Source organism: Ruegeria sp. AD5 (assembly GCF_056542345.1).
In genome coordinates this window covers 26,172-43,820 of the sequence record NZ_JBQFZR010000001.1, presented here as the reverse complement: position 1 = coordinate 43,820, position 17,649 = coordinate 26,172, and the positions used below count along the sequence as shown (strand labels likewise).

The window sequence follows — 17,649 nt, the reverse complement described above, 5'->3', positions numbered from 1 at the left end:
ATGTTTCAGCAACTTGCCGCCTAAACGGGCAGAGTGTTTCAATCTTCGAAGGGGTTTTCCGCGTTCAGAACAGCCTGTGTGTCAGCCCCACAGACCGGTGGTGCGCTGCGATATGTTACAGGCGTGCGTGACAGGTTCAGGGGATTCCCGATCAGTTGCACCTCGCCAGGCTCAGCTTGCATCGAGATCTGCATCTGGCGGGCAGCGACCTGATCCGAGGCAAAAACCTGATCGAGCGTCCGCACCGGGCCAACAGGGACTTTCAGGTCTTCAAGCCCCGCGATGATGCTGCCTGTATCCAGCGCCTGAACTGCCGGGCGCAGGATTGTATTCAACGCGTCCCGGTTTTCAAGACGGGCCGGGTTGGTGGCGAATCGGGGATCGTCGGCAAGCTCTGGCTTTTCGATGAAGCTGCAAAATCTTTTGAACTGACTGTCATTTCCAACGGCCAGAATCACGTGCCCATCCGCCGTCTGATAGACCTCGTAAGGCACAATATTGGGATGCCCGTTGCCGCGCCGCTGAGGCACTTCGCCCGAGGTCAGATAATTCACGCCTTCATTGATCAGCCAAGCGATCTGTGCATCCACCAGCGCCAGATCGATCTGCTGACCCTCGCCAGTCATGTCGCGATGACGCAGCGCAGCCAGAATACCAACGCAGGCATACATACCACACATCACGTCAGCAATTCCGACGCCTACTTTCATCGGCGCGCCGTCGGCGTCTCCGGTCAGAGACATGATCCCGCCATATCCTTGCGCCATAAGATCATATCCGGGCTTCGATGAGTTTGGGCCTGTCTGCCCGTAGCCTGAGATCGAACAGTAGACGAGGTCAGGAAACTCATTGGACAAGGTTGCGTAGTCGAGCCCGTATTTTGCCAGTCCACCGGGCTTGAAATTCTCGATCAGAATATCAGCGTGCGAGGCTAGGCGTCGGACTTCTGCCTGTCCTTCGGGTGTTGCGATATCCAATGCGACCGATTTCTTGTTGCGGTTGGAGGACATGAAGTATGCGCTCAGGTCTGAGCGGTTGCCATCCGCATCCTCGGCGTAAGGAGGGCCCCATTGCCGCGTATCATCACCACCGGTCGCCGGGTTTTCGATTTTGATGACGGTAGCGCCAAGGTCGCCCAACAACTGCGTACAAGTGGGTCCCGCCAGAATGCGAGACAGGTCCAGTACCTTGACGCCTTTCAGCGGTCCTTCAGATGCGGCCATCATATCCTCCACGGTCAATTTCCGCAGCAATGACAGTGAACTTGTCTGCTTTCAACGCTTGATCCAATGCAGCCCGCAAATCGTCGCGGCTACGAACTGTGTGACCATAACCGCCGAATGCGCGGCCTAAAGCCGCAAAGTCATGGCGGTCAAAATCCACTCCGCGATTGCCCATCTGGCGCTGGCGTTGTTTCAGCTCGATCAGCGCAAGGCTGGCATCGACAAAGACCAAAAAGATTGGGTTGCCACCCAATTCGGCGGCAGTCGACAGCTCTCCGGCAACCATCAGAAACCCGGCATCGCCTGAAAAGCTGATCACGGAGCGATCCGGTTCGGCCAATTTCAGACCGATCGCCATCGGAACGGCACACCCCATGGTGCAGAGCGCCGAGGACTGGATCAACCCTCGTGCCTCCGAACACTCCCACATCTGACTGAGCAGAATGCGATGCGCGCCGCTGTCGGCCGTGGCGAGCGTCTCGGGTGGCAGAACGGCACGAGTTTCTGCGATGATCGCCGCCGGTCCCCAGTCTTCATCTGTCGGAAAAGCATTCGCCAGCGCAGCCTTGACCTGTTCAGGCTCACCATTCGGCCAAGTCTTGCCGGCAGGGTTGCCCTTGGCAATGGCCTCAAGCGTTGCGCCGGTGTCGGCGACCAGATTTAGCCCAGCCTGATGCATGTAATGATCGTTCACCACGGCTGATATGTCGATCACGCGCTTGGTTTCTGGGTCCCAGATCTCGCGCCAGCCGGGGCGCATCTCGATAGGGTCATATCCCAAACACAGTACCAGATCAGCCTGTTCCACCAGCGGGACTAGGTGCTTATCGGCCAGCGGAGACAAACCCGCCCCGCCCAGGCAGAGTGGATGATCCTCGGGCACCACCCCCTTGGCCTTGTAGGTGGTGAGAAAGGGAATGTTGAAATGCTCTAAAAATGCTCGCACCACACAGCGCGAGTCGTCGTAAAGAACATCAAGACCGATGATCGCCAAAGGTCGCTCAGCCTCGGCCACCCAGCGGCGGGCCTTTTCCAGACATTCCGCGCCAGGCGCGACAGGAGCAACTTTTGCCAGTCGACGACGTTTAACCCCTGATACGCGCGTATCGGCCACCGAGATAGGCACATCGATGTGTACCGGGCCGGGGCGCGCTTGGTTGGCAAGCGATACCGCCTTGTCGGCGATGATATCGGCCCCGTCGGCCGTCAGCATAAAGCTGCCTTTGGTGATCGAGCGATAGACTTGCGCGTGATCCATCACTTGATGGGTGTAGGTCAACGCCTCATCCGCGTCGACGCATCCGGTCAGCACGATCATCGGCACCCGATCCTGCAGGGCGTTGGCGACCACATTGATCCCGTTCATCGCTCCGGGCCCGAGTGTGGCCACGAGGATTGCAGGTGCACCATCGCGATGGTGGACTGCTTCGGCCATGAAACCTGCAGAGTTTTCGTGTTTTGCAAGGTGGAAAGCAATGCCCGCGCTTTCCAGCGCATCCACCAATGTCAGAACCTCGCCGCCGGGCATTCCGAACGCATGGCGGCATCCGGCCTCGAAAAGGCGTTGTGCCAACAAATCCGCAGCGCGGGGAGACAGGTCCTGCATTAATCAAGCTCCGACAAAGTTATCTGTCAGCAGATTGCGGAGGACGCGTCCGGACGCAAGCAGGTTCACGTCAGTGTGACTATTTGACGGCGTTTTCCGCTACGGCCTGAAACTTTGCGTCCAATTCTGTGGCAATCTCGCGCAGAGCGTCTCCGCCCTCGTCTGCGTAAGGGGCAAAGACGAAGCTTGGTGTCTTGTAAGAAAGGGTTGCAGTGCCGTCCTCGTTCTCGGTCACGTAGAAACGGATGGGCGCTTCGATCATCGCATTGGTCGAGGTTTCAAGAACCCGAACTGCGTAATCGTTGTTGAATGCGCCAATCACCCGATTGCCCGGAATGGTGATACCGCGCGAGGCCGCCGCTTTGGTCGGCCCAGCTTGTGTCACAACGATCAGGCCGTTTTCCTTTACCGAGGCCTTTGTGTCTTCCACGAGGGTCTCATAGCTTTTTCCGCTGGAGTAAACCGCCCATCCAGTAAGAGGTTCGATGCCGCCGGCCCAAGCAGGCATCGTCAGCAGGCAGATTGCAGCCCAAAGCGCCCTCATGTTCTTTCCCTTCCTGTTGACTGGGGAATTGATGACAGAAAAGCGCTGAAACGGGGCTCACAATCCTGTGCGCGCCTCAGGCCGCTCGTTTCTTCAGCAGATAGATATCCATGATCCAGCCGTGATCAGAGCGGGCCTGCGTGCGGGTATCCAGAATGTCTTGCGCCACATCCGCCAATGGGCCTTTGATCAGAATCTCTTCTTTCATGCCCACATATGCCCCCCACCAGATGTCATAATCGGTCATCTTCAGGCTCTGGAACGAGCATTCGCCATCCAGCATTACGGCCACTTTCGACGCCGTTTCAGGCCATCCATCATCGCGGATGCGACGGCCTGTGGTCACGACATAGGGCGCGCCCAGATCATTGATCGGGATCGCATGGGCTGCAGTCAACGCCTGTAACGCTGTGATTCCCGGCATAACCTGGACTTGCGGTTGCGGGTCCAGCCGTGCTGCAATTCTTAGCGAACTGTCATACAGCGACGGATCACCCCAGATCAGCAACGCCACCTTCTGCGCGTTCGGGTAGGCTGAAATCGCCTCATGCCAGCGCAGGGCAATTGCGTCGTGCCATTCGTCGACGCCTCGGAGATAACCGTCATCTGCCCGGCGTTTGGGAACGTCGAAATAGGCGATCCGTGCAGGTTTGTCGGTGACCTGCGAGATGATGTCTTCGCGCAAACCGGCCAGATCGGCTTTATTCTCTCCTTTTCGCGGAATCAGGATCAGATCCGCTGATCTGATCGCCTTCGCCCCCTGAAAGGTCAGGTGGTCGGGATTACCCGTGCCGATTCCGATCAGAATCAGTTCAAACATCTTCGAACTCTGCCAGCGGGCCATACAGGATCAGGGCCGGGGCGGTTCCAACCTCGGATCGCAGCTTGTCGGACAGGTCTCCGATTGTGGAGCGATGCAAGGATTGCTCGGGAGTTGAAACAGATTCGGCCATCAATGCAGGCGTCTCCAAAGGCAAGCCATGCGCGCTCAGGGCTTCGACCAGCAAGGGAAAAGTGCGCTTGCCCATAAATACGACCGTCGTCGCGCTAGCATCAGCCAGGGCTGAAAGGTTCAGATCGGTCGGCAATTTGCCACTTACGTCATGCCCGGTGACGAATTGAACACGACGTGCAGTCAGGCGTCGGGTCAGAGGAATACCAGCTGCAGCTGCCGCCGCGACGGCAGAGGGGATGCCGGGAATAATCTCGTACTTGATGCCGGCTGCCTGCAACGCGACCAGTTCTTCCTCCAGTCGACCGAACAATCCTCCATCACCGGATTTCAGGCGTACCACCTGCTGACCGGTCTGCGCATACTCCACCAACAATCGGCTGACGTGATCCTGCTTGGGCGAAGGGCGACCGGCGCGTTTGCCAACACCAACCAGATCAGCATCGTTACGCGCATGGGTCAGGATCGGGCCGCTGCTGAGATCATCAAACAGCACTGCATCGGCCTTCTGCATCCGGTCCACGGCCTTGAGCGTTAGTAGCTCCGGATCACCCGGACCGGAGCCAATGAAAGAGACAAAACCGGTCATGCCGAGGCCTCTGCAATAAGATGGAAAAATGTGCCGGTGACATTGCCACGTCGCGATCCTGTCTGAGGGCCTTCGGCCCCCTCGGCATCGAAGACTCGCGCAAGAGGAGCGTCAGGTTGTTCGATGATCGAGGAATAGTGGAACTCATGTCCGCGCAAGGCGGTACCCTTGGCAAAGCCAGGCATCGACGCCAAAAGTTCAGCCCTACGATAGCCAAGGTTGAATTTGCGCTTTTGGTATGAGGTTTGCAGACCCAACAACCCCGCCATCTGATGTGGCGCGCCTTCCTTGTCGACCAGAACTTCCCCCAATGCCATGTACCCCCCGCATTCACCATGCACGGGCCGCGTTTCCGCGTGTTTGCGCAGCCCCGACAAGAAAGTATCTGCTGCCGCCAATATTCCTGCGTGAAGCTCGGGATAGCCCCCTGGTAGCCAGACCAGTTCAGCGTCTGCAGCTGGCGCTTCGTTTGCCAGTGGCGAAAAGGGCAGTATTTCTGCACCGGCGCTGCGCCACCCTTCCAGCAGATGCGGGTAGGTAAATGAAAACGCTGCATCACGGGCCAGTGCGATCCGCTGCGCCGGGGGTCGCGGCAGCGCGGCTGACGATGGCCCAGCAGGGCCTGAGGAGGCCGCCCGTTTGATCGCAACCAAATCGACATGTTCACGCAGGAATGCGGCATATCCGGCGATTGCCGTTTCCAGATCCGGATGCTCAACCGCCTGGATCAGGCCTAGATGTCTTTCGGGCAGGGTCAGATCACCTCGGCGCGGAAGAACGCCCAGAACCGGCAATCCAGCCCGTTCCATGCCCAGCCGCGTCAGCCGCTCATGTCTTGGGCTGGCACAGCGGTTCAGGATCACCCCGGCAAAAGGTAGATCGGGGTTATACATCCGAAAGCCAAGCGCGGTCGCCGCCGCCGATTGCGCCTGTCCTCCGACATCCAGGACCAGAACGACCGGCCATCCCATGCGCAGCGCCGTTTCAGCGCTTGACCCATGCCCCAGCTCTCCGGGATTGGCGACACCATCAAACAGACCCATTGAGCCTTCGGCCACCACAATATCCGCGCCCGTCGCCTGCTCAGAGATCGCGCTTAGCAGCGGCTCCCCCATCGCCCAGCTATCCAGATTGAACGAGGCACGGCCTGCCGCAGCCCGGTGAAAAGCCGGGTCGATGTAGTCCGGTCCGCTTTTGAACGGTTGTACGGTCAAGCCGTCCTCGGCCAAAGCCCGGAGCAATCCCAGCATGACAGTGGTCTTGCCTGTACCCGACGACGGAGCGGAAATCAGTATTCCGGGGGGGTTAGTCATCACCATGGCTCCAGCTCGACCACGGACTGTCGGCGCTTTGAGGGCGATAGCGGCGGTCATATGTCTTGGAATACAGACAGCTTTCGTCAAACCCTTCACCTGCAAGCGCCGGACCAACCATGATCAGTGCGGTGCGCGAGATGCTGTTGTCCAGCGCCTCCTTCAACGTGGCAAGCGTTGCGCGGATGATCTTCTCATCTGGCCAACTAGCGCGGTAGACCACGGCGACCGGGCAGTCTGCCCCATAGGCAGGTGTCAGGTCGGCGATGACGTTGTCCAGATTTCCGATCGAAAGGTGGATAGCCAAAGTCGCACCTGTTTTAGCGAAGTTTTTCAGTGTCTCGCCTTCCGGCATCGAAGACGCACGCCCGGGCGTGCGGGTCAAGACCACTGATTGCGCCAGACCGGGCAATGTCAGCTCGGTCCCGAGCGCTGCAGCCGCAGCCGCAAACGAGGGTACACCGGGCGTGACGCTGACCGGGACACCCATCTCTTTCAGACGTCTGATTTGCTCACCCATCGCCGACCAGACCGAGAGGTCCCCGGAATGCAGCCGCGCCACGTCCTGTCCAGCTTTATGCGCTGCTTCGATTTCGGCCATGATCTGATCCAGATCCATGGGTGCGGTGTTTACGATCTTCGCGCCTTCGGGGCAGTGGCCCAGAATCTCCTCGGGTACCAATGAACCCGCATAGAGGCACACCGGGCAGGAGCCGATGATATCGCGCCCGCGCAGGGTTAGCAGGTCGGCGGCGCCCGGTCCGGCGCCGATGAAATGAACGGTCATGTCTGTCCTCCGATGGCGACGGCGCAGGTTGCAAGCCGGTCGTCCGAGATTTGTCTGGGTGAAATCAGCCGCGCGCCATGTCCGGCGGCAGCAAGAGCGGATGCTTCGGCCACGCTGCCGGTGCCATATGTGGCGCGACTGCGGGTTGAGCAAGTAAGTGTGCGTTGTTCGGCAAGATCATTTGCCGGAATGAAATGTACCGGCAGCTCAGTTGCTTCTGCAAGCGCGGCAAGTGCGGTGTGTCCGTCCTTGTCCGCAACAGTCGCAAGGGCATCGACAGTTTTTCCTGTCGAGGCAAGCTCGAAAGCGGCACGAAGACTGGCCAGCGTAGCAGAGGATGAGAAACCTAACCCCGCGACGATCATAACGTGAGGCTCCACTGCACCACGGGATATGCAGATTTCCATCCTCGCCGCGGACCAAGCGCAGCTGCCTGCGCAAGTTCGATACGCAGCAGGTCTCCGCCCAGCTTGTCGTGCCATTCAGCTAGTAACGCTTCGCTTTCCAATGTCACCGCGTTGGCGATCAGCCGCGTGCCGGCCTGAAGATTAGCGTGTAGCCAGTTCAGCAGATCCGAACTCAGACCGCCACCGATGAACACCACATCGGGTCGGTCAAGATCAGCCAACGACTCTGGTGCAGAACCGTGCACAACGCACAACCGATCCTGCCCTAACGTATTGGCATTGCGGCGAATGCGTTCGGCCCGATCAGCACGCGGCTCGATAGTCGTTGCAGTTAGCGTCGGATCGCACATCAGCCATTCGATGCTGATCGAACCGGTGCCGCCGCCAATATCCCACAGATGCTCACCCCGCTGAGGAGCAAGCGCCGACAGGGTTAGCGCGCGAATGGGGCGCTTGGTGATCTGGCCGTCGGTTTCAAAGATGTCATCGGGCTTTCCCGAGGCTTTGGGAAAGGCACGCCCAGTACCCGCGACATCAAGACCGACACAAACCGGATGTTCGAATGTTCCAAGCAACGCCTCGGTCAGCGACACGCTGCGCGCGCGTTCACGGGGGCCACCGAGCGCTTCCATGACGTGCAGAGTGCAATCGGCAAAATCGGTTTCGCCCAGATAGGTCGCAAGCTCAGCTACGGCTTTGCCGTCGCGCAGCAAGAGAATCGCGCGCAGGCCGGGTGCCAAGTGAGGGCGAAGGCGCGTAAGAGGCGCGGCATGTAGCCCGAAGGTCAACGTGTTTTCAAGCGGCCAACCAAGCCGCGCAGCAGCAAGCGAAAAGGTCGACTGGCCGGGTAGGGCAATCCATTCGTTCGCATCGAAATTACGCGCGATAACGGACCCGGCCCCGAACCAAAACGGATCACCCGAGGCCAGCACAACGGTTTGCTGACCGCGCAATCCGGTCAGAATTGGCAGGCCATCGGCAAATGGGACCGGCCATTCAATCCGTTCCGCCGCGCTGTCTGGTATCAACGACAGGTGGCGTGTCGGGCCCATGACAATCTCAGCGCGGTCCAGCACTTGACGGCTTGCAGGGGACAGGCCATCCAGTCCATCTTCGCCCAAACCCAATACAGTCAGCCACGGAGTTTCAGACATGCCCAACCTCCTGATTCTTGGTGGCACGACCGAGGCGAATGCTCTGGCAAAATCGGTTGCCGATCAAGGCATTCCCGCTACATATTCCTACGCTGGACGTGTCGATAACCCGCGCTCGCAACCCGTGCCGATGCGCGTGGGCGGGTTTGGCGGTGCAGCGGGACTGGCGCGGTACATTCACGAGCACGGCGTCAGCCATGTTGTCGATGCGACTCATCCCTTTGCGGCGCAGATGAGCCGAAATGCGGTGGAAGCCTGTGCGGGGGGCGCAACGCCCTTGGCCGCTTTGACGCGACCTGCTTGGGTAGCGCAAGACGGGGACAACTGGCAGCACGTACCGGATATTGAAGGTGCGGTTGAAGCTCTGGCCGGTCCAGCCCGCCGCGTCTTCCTGGCAGTTGGCCGCATGCATCTTCATGACTTCGCAGCCCAACCTCAGCATCACTATCTTTTGCGGCTTGTAGACGATCCGGACGCATTGCCGCTTCCGAAAAGCGATGTGATCGTTTCGCGGGGCCCGTTTTCTGTTGAAGAGGACCGGGCCTTGATGGAACGTCACCATACGCAATTGATTGTATCCAAGAATGCGGGTGGCACCGGCGCGCGGGCCAAACTCGATGCCGCCAGGGCGCTGGGCTTGCCGGTTCTGATGATAGACCGTCCGACCCTGCCGAAGCGGACCGAGTTGGCAAATGCCACGCAGGTCTTGGACTGGCTGGCGCATACTTAATCCTTGGCCAGCGTGAATCTCGGGGTGTAGACGATCGGGGCGCTGTTGCGCTCGACTATGCGGGTCAGGGACGAGCCGACGATGACGACGGTCTGCATGTCCGCCATATCTGCCGTGGCTTCTTCCAGAGTTGAAATCCGCAAAGCCTCATCCTCGCGGGATACAGCGCGTGCAAACAGGATCAGGCGTTCCGGCTCACATTCTTCCCGCAGGATTTCCAGCGTTTTTTCAAACCCTTCCGGTCGAGACTTCGAGCGAGGGTTATAGAACGCCATGGCGAAATCGCCCTGCGCGGCAAGTCGCAGGCGCTTTTCGATCAGTGGCCATGGCTTCAGGTTGTCGCTCAGGTTGATGGCGCAGAAATCATGCCCTAACGGTGCCCCGGCACGGGCCGAAGCCGCCAGCATCGCAGTGATCCCTGGCAACACTTCGATCTGTATGTCGCGCCAGTCATTCGGCCCGTTTTCAAGCGCTTCAAACACCGCTGCGGCCATCGCAAACACGCCGGGATCGCCAGATGAAACCACAACGACGCGTTTACCGTCGGCTGCCATTTGCAAAGCGTGCTGAGAGCGGTCGATCTCGACCCGGTTATCGCTGGCGTGCAGGGTCAACCCCTCACGCTCGGCCACCCGAGCAACATAAGGGATGTAGCCAACCACGTCTGTCGCTTCTGCAAGCGCGGCAGTGACTTCGGGAGTGACCAGTGCTTCGTTTCCAGGCCCAATGCCAGCGATCTTGACCCAACCGCTCATGGTCGGCGTCCCTGTCCATGAACCAGAATGATTGAGAAATAGGGCGTGATCCCTTCGCAATTGTCAGACAGTTTGCAGACCCGTTGGTTCGGCATCTGAGCGTATTCGACGATCCACGCGCGATCATAAAGCCCGGCCTGTCTCAGCGCGCGCTTTACCTTGTCGAAGTTCCGCCCGATCTTCATGACAACCAGCGCGTCGGTCTGGGTCATGCGTTCAGTCAGCGTATCCTCGGGCAAGGTTCCAACAAGAACCGTGAGGACATCGTCGCCCCAAGTTATCGGGTCACCGGTCGCGGTCCAAGCGCCGGACATCCCGGTTATGGCAGGTACGACTTCGACTTCAGATATGTCTCGTAGTCGATTGTAAAGGTGCATAAATGATCCATAGAAGAACGGATCGCCTTCGCACAGGACCACTACATCCTCACCATTTTCGGTAAGCGACTTCAGATGTGCGGCACAGTCTTCGTAAAACACCGAAAGGAGTTCATTATACCTTGGATCCGTCACCGGGATTTCGGTGGTTACCGGGTACTCCATTGGAAACTCGATGGCATCGCCGGGGATCATTCCATTGACGATCTTGCGGGCCTGACCTGTGCGGCCAGGTTTGCGAAAAAACGCCACATGGCGGGCATTGCGCAGCAGGCGGTCCGCACGGACACTCATCAGGTCCGGATCGCCGGGGCCGAGGCCCACGCCGTATATTTTACCCCCGCTCATTCCGTGCGGCTCGCGATAGCATTGATGGCAGCAACTGTGATCGCACTGCCTCCCAAACGGCCTTTGACGATGCAGGAGGGTACGGGCTGCGCTTCCCACAAGGCATCCTTGGACTCGACCGCTCCGACGAAGCCCACCGGGCAGCCGATAATGGCAGCGGGGCGTGGGCAGTCGGGATCTTCCAACATGTTCAGCAGGTGGAAAAGCGCGGTAGGGGCGTTACCGATCGCGACCAGTGCTCCTTCCAGATGCGGACGCCACAGCTCTAGCGCGGCGGCAGAGCGCGTGTTGCTCATTTCGGCAGCCAGAGGGCGCACGCGCTCGTCATGCAGGGTGCAGATCACTTCGTTATCAGCGGGCAGGCGAAAGCGGGTGACGCCTTCGCTGACCATGCGGGCATCACACAGGATCGGCGCGCCATTTTCCAGCGCGGAACGCGCTGCCGAGACAAAACCGTCCGAGAAATGGACGAACTCTTCCAGCCCGACCATCCCTGCGGCGTGGATCATCCGAACGGCGACCTGTTCTTCATCGGCATCGAACCGGGCCAGATCAGCCTCGGATCGGATGGTGGCAAAGCTCTGCTTGTAGATCGCCGCGCCGTCGGTTTCGTATTCATAGGGCATCAGGTGAAGTCCATGGTCATGAGTGTTTCTTCGGTCAGGCCGCGTTGGCAGGGCTCATCCCCCGCACGGCCTTGTTTGACAAGGTCAAATCGTCCGGAATTGCCAACCAAAGTGACATCGGCCGGACCCATTCGGGCGCATCCCTTGGCGCAGCCCGATACATGCAGGCTGCCTGCAACGCGCGCGGCCAGGGCGCGCGCCACACCGCGGGTTTCGACCTGCGCCTGCGGGCAGTATGGCGCGCCGGGGCAGGCGTCGGTTGTTCTCAGCGGGTCGGTGCCATCTGTGACAAAGTCAAGGGCGGGTATCGCCGCCCCGCCTTCCAACAGGAACAGCCGCCATGGTGTGACCCGCAGGGCAGTGGCGTTGCTGTTTTCGATCAGCAAATGGAGTTGCCGCGCCGGTAGCTGCCCAAATGCAGCGCCATAGAGTGTCCCCTGCACGCAGGCTCCCGGTTGAAGAGGCACGCCAATGGGGCCGGGCGCGCTGCCTTGCCACTCGTTGGGCAAACCATATGTGGCAACGGTCCGCGCCATGCGGCGGGTCTCGGTTGTGTGGGTTTGCGCAAACCACTTCGCCAACGCGATCACTTGGTCGATGGCTTGAGCTTCCGACACCACTCGCCCGGTTTCGGCCCCGTCCGCGCGCAGGATCAGGCTGCCCGAACCGAGTTCAAGCCGGATATCCGCCGAGTCATCGGCCAATAAACGCTCGGAACCTGTGTCGATGGCAAAGCCGAACTTGGCAGGTAAATCCGGAAGCTCGGCCAGACGCTGGATCAATTCCTGGGTCAGCCGAGCGGTCAGATCACCGGCTTCATAGAGTGGCGAGACCAGAATGTTGCGGCGAATTTCGATTCCGGGTTCGGCGTCCAGCAGGTTCAGCGAGGAAAGCGCGGCCAACAAGGATTGATGGTCGGTTTCCTTTACTCCACGCAGCTGAAGGTTGGCGCGGTTGGTAAGGTCGATCGTGCCATTGCCGAACCGTTCCGCCAATTCGCACAGCCCTATCGCCTGTTGGGCATCCAGGCGCGCCAGCCGAGGGCGCACACGCACGACCAGCCCATCACCGGACATCATCGGGCGATGGGCACCGGGGCACCAGCCCTGCACGATGGGCGCACTCATCCCAACCCCTCCAGGTCGGCGCGGATCGAGTTCCGGCGGGTATGCCATAGCCCTGCCTCCAGCAGTGCCCGGAACCGATCCTGCATGGCCTGATGTGCTTGCGGGTTTGCCTGTTGCAGGAAGGCGTCGACCTCTTCATTGCCCAGCGTGGCGTCGTGGTACAGATCGAACAGATGCGGTGCGACTGTGCCGGACAGATGCGCGAAAGATGCCATATGATCCAGCGTCGCCGCGATTTCAGCGGCGCCCCGGAACCCGTGCCGCTGCATTCCGGCAATCCAGCCCGGGTTGGCGGCGCGGGCATAGACGACGCGGCTGATTTCCTCGGGCAGGGTGCGGGCGCGCGGGTTGTCCGGGTTGGTATTGTCCAGATGATAAAGCTGCGCAGTACCGCCGGTGATTTTCTTGGCGGCGGCAAATCCGGCCTCGTGCGTTGCATAATCATTGGCCAGCAGCAAGTCCGTCTCGGTCAGGTCCTGTAGGTGCACAAAGCTGTCGGCGTTGGCGACGCGTTGCGAGATACCGTCCTTATCCTGCGCGATGTGTTCACCTTCCAAAGCGAAGGAACTGGCATCAAGCCAAGCCTCACCCGCTTGCACGCGTGCCTCATCCGTATAGGTTTCGGACAGATGAGTCATGTTCAGACCATAGCTGCCGGGGGCTGGCCCATAGACCCGCGCCGCAGGCTCCTGACCGGCGTAAGGATTCCAGTCGGGTGCTTCATCTCGTTTGGTCAATGCGCGGACAGCCTGACCGTAAAGCGCTGAAAGCGTCGGGAACACGTCCCGGAACAGGCCAGAGACGCGCAGTGTTACGTCCAGACGCGGGCGGCTGAGATCGGTGATCGGCAACACTTCGATGCCCGAGACCCGCTCAGACCCTTTATCCCAAACCGGCTTCACTCCCAGCAGGTGTAGCGCCATGGCGAATTCCTCGCCCGCTGTGCGCATAGTGGCCGAACCCCATAGATCGACGATCAAGCCCTTGGGGTAGTCGCCTTCTTCCTGCAGATGCCGCCGAACCAGCTCTTCGGCGAGCTTGACGCCTTGTGTGTAGGCCGCGCGCGTGGGAACCGAGCGTGGGTCGGTCGTATATAGATTCCGCCCGGTCGGCAAAACATCCGTACGCCCGCGATAGGGGGATCCGGACGGCCCGGCCTCGATCCATTTGCCCGCTAAAGCGTCAATCAGGGCAGAGCGTTCAGCTTGGGCTGAGGGGGCAGCGTCGAAATTGCCCGTCTCATCGGGGACGCGCCCAAAGATATGCAGCCCATCACCGAACTGGCTTTCCTTGATGTCGCAGACAAATCGGTCAATGCGCGTGATCGCCTCGGCGGTACAGGTGGCCTGATCGAGGCCAAGATCGCTTTCTAGCCCGATGGCCTGCGCCTCGTCCCGGATATCTTCCTGCAGGCGATCACGGCGTTTGGGGTCTAGCCCGTCCGCGTTCGAGAACTCGTCCAACAGCGATTCCAGCCGTACCATGCGATCCGGTGTGCCGCTTTCCTTCATCGGGGGTGGGATATGGCCCAACGTGACCGCCCCGATCCGACGCTTGGCCTGCGCGGCCTCGCCGGGGTCGTTGACGATGAAGGGATAGATCACCGGCAAATCGCCGATTAACGCCTCGGGCCAACACTCGTTGCACAAGGCGACTGATTTTCCCGGCAACCATTCCAGCGTGCCATGCGCGCCGATATGGATCAGCGTATCCGCGACCAATCCTTTGCGCAGCCATAAGTAAAAGGCGACGTAGGCGTGGCGCGGTGTGCGCGACAGATCGTGATAGTCGTCATCGCGCAGTTCGGGTGTACCGCGCTCGGGCTGCAGCGCGATCAGCGCTTTTCCACGACGCAGTGCCGTGAAATGGAACGCGCCGTTTGTGAAAGCAGGGTCGTCTTCGGGAGTGCCCCAAACCTTATTGAGATCGGCGCGGAGTGTTTCCGGCAGCGCCGCCAGCGCCGCCTGATAATCCTCTAGCGGCCATGAAATCCGGGTATCAAGAAGAGTTTCAGCAATCGGCTCGGCAGGTGCGGTGTCATACCCTTCGCCTTGCAGATCGAGCAACATTGCCTCGGCCGAGGCCAGCGCATCCAGACCCACCGCATGGGCCATCTGCCAGTCTTTGCCGGGATAGGTCGATAGCACCAGCGCCGGAACCTGCTCCGCTTTGGGTTTGTCGTGAAGGTTCAGCCAGCCGGAGATGCGGTTGATGATGGCTTCGATCCGTTCCGGTTCAGCCCGATGAGCAAAACGGGAATATTCGAGATGTGGATCGCGTTTGCCCGGCTCTTTGAAGGATACGATGCCCGCGTTGATCCGCCCGTCCACTTCCGGAAGGACCACATGCATGGCAAGATCAGCTGGTGAAAGGCCACGTTCCGCTTCGGCCCACGCTTTGCGGCGTGAGGTGGCCAGCGCCACCTGAAAGACCGGCACCTCTGCCACATCGAGAGGTGAGGTGCCTGATGCGCCCTTGCCTGAGAATGAGGTGGCGTTGACGATCGCCGAAGGCTTCAGCGCCACAATAGTCTCGCGCAGCCAATCGGCGGCATTTGGTGCTTTGAGCGACGGGGCAAACAGGCCGACGGCCTCAAAACCCCGCGCCCGCAAGCTGCGGATCAACGCCGCAATTGGGGCGGTATCTGCCGAGGTCAGGTATGCGCGATAAAAGGTCACGATGATACGTTTCGTATCACCTGACAGAGCGTTTTCTGCCGGGATCACACCGCGATCTGGGCACCAGGCGCCGCATTCGGGGATGGTCTTCGCGCCCATGACCGGACCTGCATACAACCCCGCAGCCAGTGCCATCTGCGCCAGTGCGGCCTGCGCTGCGACCTCTCCGCCGGTTTCGCACAGATGCGCCAGCCGCCGCAGGGTCGAGACAGGCAGGGTAGAGTAATCATCCAGCCGCGTATCCTCGCGACCGTCTGCGGGCAGCACGGCCAGTGCAATCCCTTTGGCCTGCGCCAGCGCCAGAACCTGCTGCAAGCCGTAGGCCCAATAGGGCACTCCACCGATCAGACGGATCAGAATGCCCTTTGCGCCCTCCAGTGTCTGCTCGACATATGTGTCGACTGAGAGGGGATGCTTCAGCGCCGTCAGATTGGCCAGCCGCATCGTTGGCATGCGTCTTTCAGGCCCACCTCCACGATGCCATCCCGCCGCGAAAGCGCCAAGGTCACTGTCGGAAAAGGACAGCACCACCAGGTCCGCCGGGCTCTGACCCAGATCGGTCGGGGTCTCGGTTTGTTCGAGCCCATGGCTTTCGCGGAAGACGACGTGCATAAGTCTTACTCGGCAGCCTCGGTTACACCCACGAGGATATCCCGGATCTCGGCCTCTTTGATATCGTCATGCTCGGCAATGACCACAAGGCGCGAGCGACGGTCTTCGCGGGGCTCCCATGGGCGGTCATATTGGTGACGCACGCGCGCACCGACGGCCTGAACCAGTAGGCGCATGGGCTTGCCCTGAACGGCGGCATAGCCTTTGACGCGCAGGATATTCAACTCGTTGGCCAATCGTTCAATCTTGGCGACCAGATCAATCGGATCGGTTTGCTCGGGCAGTTCAACGATGATGCTTTCGAAATCGTCATGCTCGTGATCGTGATGGCCGTCGTGATGGCTGGGACGCGCGTCCATGTCATCCTCGGCCGCGGCTTCTAGACCCAGCACGACGCGGACGTCCACGGCACCCTCAGCCACTTCGACTACGGGCAGGGGGCGGGGCGCTTCGGCGGCGATGATCTCTTTCGCTTTCGCAACGCCTTCCGGGCCAGCCAGATCAGGCTTGGTCAGCAGAATGATGTCGGCGCAGGAAATCTGATCCTCGAACACCTCGGACAAGGGAGTTTCATGATCAATCGAGTCATCTGCCATGCGTTGCGCATCCACCGCCTCGACATTCGGAGCGAACCGACCAGCGGCCACGGCCTCGGCGTCGGCCAGAGCAATCACGCCATCGACGGTTATTTTCGAGCGGATATCGGGCCAGTCGAACGCCTTCAACAACGGTTTAGGCAGGGCAAGACCGGAGGTTTCGATCAGGATGTGATCGGGGCGCGGCTCTAGTGCCATCAGGGCTTCAATGGTCGGGATGAAATCATCGGCCACGGTGCAGCAGATGCAACCATTGGCCAGTTCCATGATGTTTTCCGCGGGGCAATCAGGAATGGCGCAGGACTTCAGGATATCGCCATCGACGCCGACATCGCCGAATTCGTTGACGACCACCGCCAGACGCTTGCCCTGCGGGTTCTGCATCAGATGGCGCACCAGTGTGGTTTTGCCCGAGCCCAAAAAGCCGGTGATCACAGTGACGGGGAGTTTCTCGAGATTGCTCATTTCAGGGCTCCAATCGGGGGAATGCGGGCCGCACAGTTTTTGCGGAAATGTTCGGGACGTTCGCGCCATTTGACCAAACCGTCCTCGGTGGCGAGGTATTTGGCTGCGCCTTCGACGATGGTTTCGACATGGTCGATCTCGTTCAGATGCTCATACACGAAAGTCCAGCGATCCGGTCCTCCGCGTAGCACGATCGAGCAGCCTTCATCGCAATTCGACAGGCATTCCACAGCTTTCAAGGTAATGCCTTCGGGCAGGCCCGCCTGTTCAAGCGCCTTGTGCAGCAACGTGCCGGGGCGCTGGGCGTCATCCTCGACAGGCAGCCCGCGACGGCAGGTAGTGCAAACCAGCAGTTCGACCGGTGCGGTCTCGGTCATGTCTCTCATCCCCCCAAAATCCTCTTCGTGGGGGACGGGGTTTCATGCGGGCCGATCACAGCCCCACACCGGAACACCCCGTCCGGTTTCATCTTCGGGCGTTGGCAGGTCTCCCGGCTTGCGGATGTCAGAGGAGGCCTCTGTCGGATGTCCCGCCTTCCCGGCCATACTGCCAGTGGCTTTGGGCACCCTCTCCGGTCACGGTCGCGGGGGCGGCTGCGTTTGACGGCAAAAACCGCTGACGCATTCCCTTTTCATCTGCTCTCGCAGACACCAACGAAAGGGACATGCGGCAGGGCAGGGTTGCTTGTCAAGCGAGTCGCGCCGATCCGTGAAAAAGCGGATAAAAAGCGACCTGTCGGGGTCGCTGGGCGGCATGATAC

Annotated in this window: 17 protein-coding genes and 1 riboswitch; of the genes, 1 reads left to right on the top strand and 16 read right to left on the bottom strand. The window is 60.1% G+C overall.

Annotated features, from left to right (window positions below; translation table 11 throughout):
- Window positions 1-38 precede the first annotated feature (38 nt).
- From ACR0JG_RS00225 to cbiE, 9 genes are all read right to left on the bottom strand, one after another.
- Entirely contained in the window at window positions 39-1,223 is a 1,185-nt protein-coding gene (locus ACR0JG_RS00225; RefSeq protein WP_480567157.1) for a CaiB/BaiF CoA transferase family protein, read from the bottom strand.
- Window positions 1,210-2,829, bottom strand: a complete 1,620-nt coding sequence (locus ACR0JG_RS00220; protein WP_480567156.1) for a thiamine pyrophosphate-binding protein — start codon at window positions 2,827-2,829, stop codon at window positions 1,210-1,212. Before ACR0JG_RS00220 ends, ACR0JG_RS00225 begins: the two co-directional genes overlap by 14 nt.
- A gap of 79 nt (window positions 2,830-2,908) precedes the next feature.
- The gene (locus ACR0JG_RS00215; protein WP_480567155.1) at window positions 2,909-3,373 is read right to left on the bottom strand and encodes a DUF302 domain-containing protein; all 465 of its coding nucleotides are present in this window, start codon (window positions 3,371-3,373) and stop codon (window positions 2,909-2,911) included.
- Between the two features lie 76 nt (window positions 3,374-3,449).
- Window positions 3,450-4,193: a precorrin-6A synthase (deacetylating) gene (gene cobF, locus ACR0JG_RS00210; protein WP_480567154.1), complete on the bottom strand. Its 744-nt coding sequence runs from the start codon at window positions 4,191-4,193 to the stop codon at window positions 3,450-3,452.
- A complete protein-coding gene (gene cobA / locus ACR0JG_RS00205) occupies window positions 4,186-4,914 on the bottom strand; it encodes a uroporphyrinogen-III C-methyltransferase (RefSeq protein ID WP_480567153.1) in 729 nt (242 codons plus the stop codon). The genes cobF and cobA overlap by 8 nt, the downstream gene beginning before the upstream one ends.
- The gene (locus ACR0JG_RS00200; protein ID WP_480568976.1) at window positions 4,911-6,233 is read right to left on the bottom strand and encodes a cobyrinic acid a,c-diamide synthase CobB; all 1,323 of its coding nucleotides are present in this window, start codon (window positions 6,231-6,233) and stop codon (window positions 4,911-4,913) included. The genes cobA and ACR0JG_RS00200 overlap by 4 nt, the downstream gene beginning before the upstream one ends.
- The gene (cobM, locus tag ACR0JG_RS00195) at window positions 6,220-7,014 is read right to left on the bottom strand and encodes a precorrin-4 C(11)-methyltransferase (protein WP_170391857.1); all 795 of its coding nucleotides are present in this window, start codon (window positions 7,012-7,014) and stop codon (window positions 6,220-6,222) included. Before cobM ends, ACR0JG_RS00200 begins: the two co-directional genes overlap by 14 nt.
- The gene (locus ACR0JG_RS00190; protein ID WP_170391855.1) at window positions 7,011-7,379 is read right to left on the bottom strand and encodes a cobalamin biosynthesis protein; all 369 of its coding nucleotides are present in this window, start codon (window positions 7,377-7,379) and stop codon (window positions 7,011-7,013) included. Before ACR0JG_RS00190 ends, cobM begins: the two co-directional genes overlap by 4 nt.
- The gene (cbiE, locus tag ACR0JG_RS00185) at window positions 7,376-8,575 is read right to left on the bottom strand and encodes a precorrin-6y C5,15-methyltransferase (decarboxylating) subunit CbiE (RefSeq protein ID WP_480567152.1); all 1,200 of its coding nucleotides are present in this window, start codon (window positions 8,573-8,575) and stop codon (window positions 7,376-7,378) included. Before cbiE ends, ACR0JG_RS00190 begins: the two co-directional genes overlap by 4 nt.
- On the opposite strand from cbiE, the gene ACR0JG_RS00180 reads away from it, so the two are divergent.
- Window positions 8,574-9,305: a cobalt-precorrin-6A reductase gene (locus tag ACR0JG_RS00180; RefSeq protein WP_170512165.1), complete on the top strand. Its 732-nt coding sequence runs from the start codon at window positions 8,574-8,576 to the stop codon at window positions 9,303-9,305. The two genes, cbiE and ACR0JG_RS00180, sit on opposite strands and share 2 nt — an antisense overlap.
- On the opposite strand, the gene cobJ is transcribed toward ACR0JG_RS00180, so the two are convergent.
- The 7 genes from cobJ to ACR0JG_RS00145 are packed head-to-tail and all read right to left on the bottom strand — an operon-like array spanning window position 9,302 to window position 17,266.
- Window positions 9,302-10,060 (bottom strand): precorrin-3B C(17)-methyltransferase, encoded by a 759-nt coding sequence (gene cobJ / locus ACR0JG_RS00175; protein ID WP_480567151.1) that lies wholly within the window; start codon window positions 10,058-10,060, stop codon window positions 9,302-9,304. The two genes, ACR0JG_RS00180 and cobJ, sit on opposite strands and share 4 nt — an antisense overlap.
- Window positions 10,057-10,785 (bottom strand): precorrin-2 C(20)-methyltransferase, encoded by a 729-nt coding sequence (locus ACR0JG_RS00170; protein WP_170420941.1) that lies wholly within the window; start codon window positions 10,783-10,785, stop codon window positions 10,057-10,059. The genes cobJ and ACR0JG_RS00170 overlap by 4 nt, the downstream gene beginning before the upstream one ends.
- A complete protein-coding gene (locus ACR0JG_RS00165; RefSeq protein ID WP_170391845.1) occupies window positions 10,782-11,411 on the bottom strand; it encodes a precorrin-8X methylmutase in 630 nt (209 codons plus the stop codon). Before ACR0JG_RS00165 ends, ACR0JG_RS00170 begins: the two co-directional genes overlap by 4 nt.
- A complete protein-coding gene (gene cobG, locus ACR0JG_RS00160; protein WP_170594884.1) occupies window positions 11,411-12,538 on the bottom strand; it encodes a precorrin-3B synthase in 1,128 nt (375 codons plus the stop codon). The genes ACR0JG_RS00165 and cobG overlap by 1 nt, the downstream gene beginning before the upstream one ends.
- Entirely contained in the window at window positions 12,535-15,828 is a 3,294-nt protein-coding gene (gene cobN, locus ACR0JG_RS00155) for a cobaltochelatase subunit CobN (protein WP_480567150.1), read from the bottom strand. The genes cobG and cobN overlap by 4 nt, the downstream gene beginning before the upstream one ends.
- Before the next feature lie 5 nt (window positions 15,829-15,833).
- Window positions 15,834-16,889: a cobalamin biosynthesis protein CobW gene (gene cobW / locus ACR0JG_RS00150; RefSeq protein WP_480567149.1), complete on the bottom strand. Its 1,056-nt coding sequence runs from the start codon at window positions 16,887-16,889 to the stop codon at window positions 15,834-15,836.
- Window positions 16,886-17,266 carry a DUF1636 family protein gene (locus ACR0JG_RS00145; RefSeq protein ID WP_170391837.1) on the bottom strand — a complete coding sequence of 127 codons (381 nt, stop codon included), beginning with the start codon at window positions 17,264-17,266 and terminating at the stop codon, window positions 16,886-16,888. The genes cobW and ACR0JG_RS00145 overlap by 4 nt, the downstream gene beginning before the upstream one ends.
- 86 nt (window positions 17,267-17,352) lie before the next feature.
- Window positions 17,353-17,559, bottom strand: a riboswitch (cobalamin riboswitch).
- Window positions 17,560-17,649 lie beyond the last annotated feature (90 nt).

What these genes read in the sequence shown, in the direction of transcription:
- ACR0JG_RS00225 (WP_480567157.1), bottom strand. Translation starts at nt 1,223, where the DNA reads ATGGCCGCATCTGAAGGACCGCTGAAAGGCGTCAAGGTACTGGACCTG.
- ACR0JG_RS00220 (WP_480567156.1), bottom strand. Translation starts at nt 2,829, where the DNA reads ATGCAGGACCTGTCTCCCCGCGCTGCGGATTTGTTGGCACAACGCCTT.
- ACR0JG_RS00215 (WP_480567155.1), bottom strand. Translation starts at nt 3,373, where the DNA reads ATGAGGGCGCTTTGGGCTGCAATCTGCCTGCTGACGATGCCTGCTTGG.
- cobF (WP_480567154.1), bottom strand. Translation starts at nt 4,193, where the DNA reads ATGTTTGAACTGATTCTGATCGGAATCGGCACGGGTAATCCCGACCAC.
- cobA (WP_480567153.1), bottom strand. Translation starts at nt 4,914, where the DNA reads ATGACCGGTTTTGTCTCTTTCATTGGCTCCGGTCCGGGTGATCCGGAG.
- ACR0JG_RS00200 (WP_480568976.1), bottom strand. Translation starts at nt 6,233, where the DNA reads ATGGTGATGACTAACCCCCCCGGAATACTGATTTCCGCTCCGTCGTCG.
- cobM (WP_170391857.1), bottom strand. Translation starts at nt 7,014, where the DNA reads ATGACCGTTCATTTCATCGGCGCCGGACCGGGCGCCGCCGACCTGCTA.
- ACR0JG_RS00190 (WP_170391855.1), bottom strand. Translation starts at nt 7,379, where the DNA reads ATGATCGTCGCGGGGTTAGGTTTCTCATCCTCTGCTACGCTGGCCAGT.
- ACR0JG_RS00180 (WP_170512165.1), top strand. Translation starts at nt 8,574, where the DNA reads ATGCCCAACCTCCTGATTCTTGGTGGCACGACCGAGGCGAATGCTCTG.
- cbiE (WP_480567152.1), bottom strand. Translation starts at nt 8,575, where the DNA reads ATGTCTGAAACTCCGTGGCTGACTGTATTGGGTTTGGGCGAAGATGGA.
- cobJ (WP_480567151.1), bottom strand. Translation starts at nt 10,060, where the DNA reads ATGAGCGGTTGGGTCAAGATCGCTGGCATTGGGCCTGGAAACGAAGCA.
- ACR0JG_RS00170 (WP_170420941.1), bottom strand. Translation starts at nt 10,785, where the DNA reads ATGAGCGGGGGTAAAATATACGGCGTGGGCCTCGGCCCCGGCGATCCG.
- ACR0JG_RS00165 (WP_170391845.1), bottom strand. Translation starts at nt 11,411, where the DNA reads ATGCCCTATGAATACGAAACCGACGGCGCGGCGATCTACAAGCAGAGC.
- cobG (WP_170594884.1), bottom strand. Translation starts at nt 12,538, where the DNA reads ATGAGTGCGCCCATCGTGCAGGGCTGGTGCCCCGGTGCCCATCGCCCG.
- cobN (WP_480567150.1), bottom strand. Translation starts at nt 15,828, where the DNA reads ATGCACGTCGTCTTCCGCGAAAGCCATGGGCTCGAACAAACCGAGACC.
- cobW (WP_480567149.1), bottom strand. Translation starts at nt 16,889, where the DNA reads ATGAGCAATCTCGAGAAACTCCCCGTCACTGTGATCACCGGCTTTTTG.
- ACR0JG_RS00145 (WP_170391837.1), bottom strand. Translation starts at nt 17,266, where the DNA reads ATGACCGAGACCGCACCGGTCGAACTGCTGGTTTGCACTACCTGCCGT.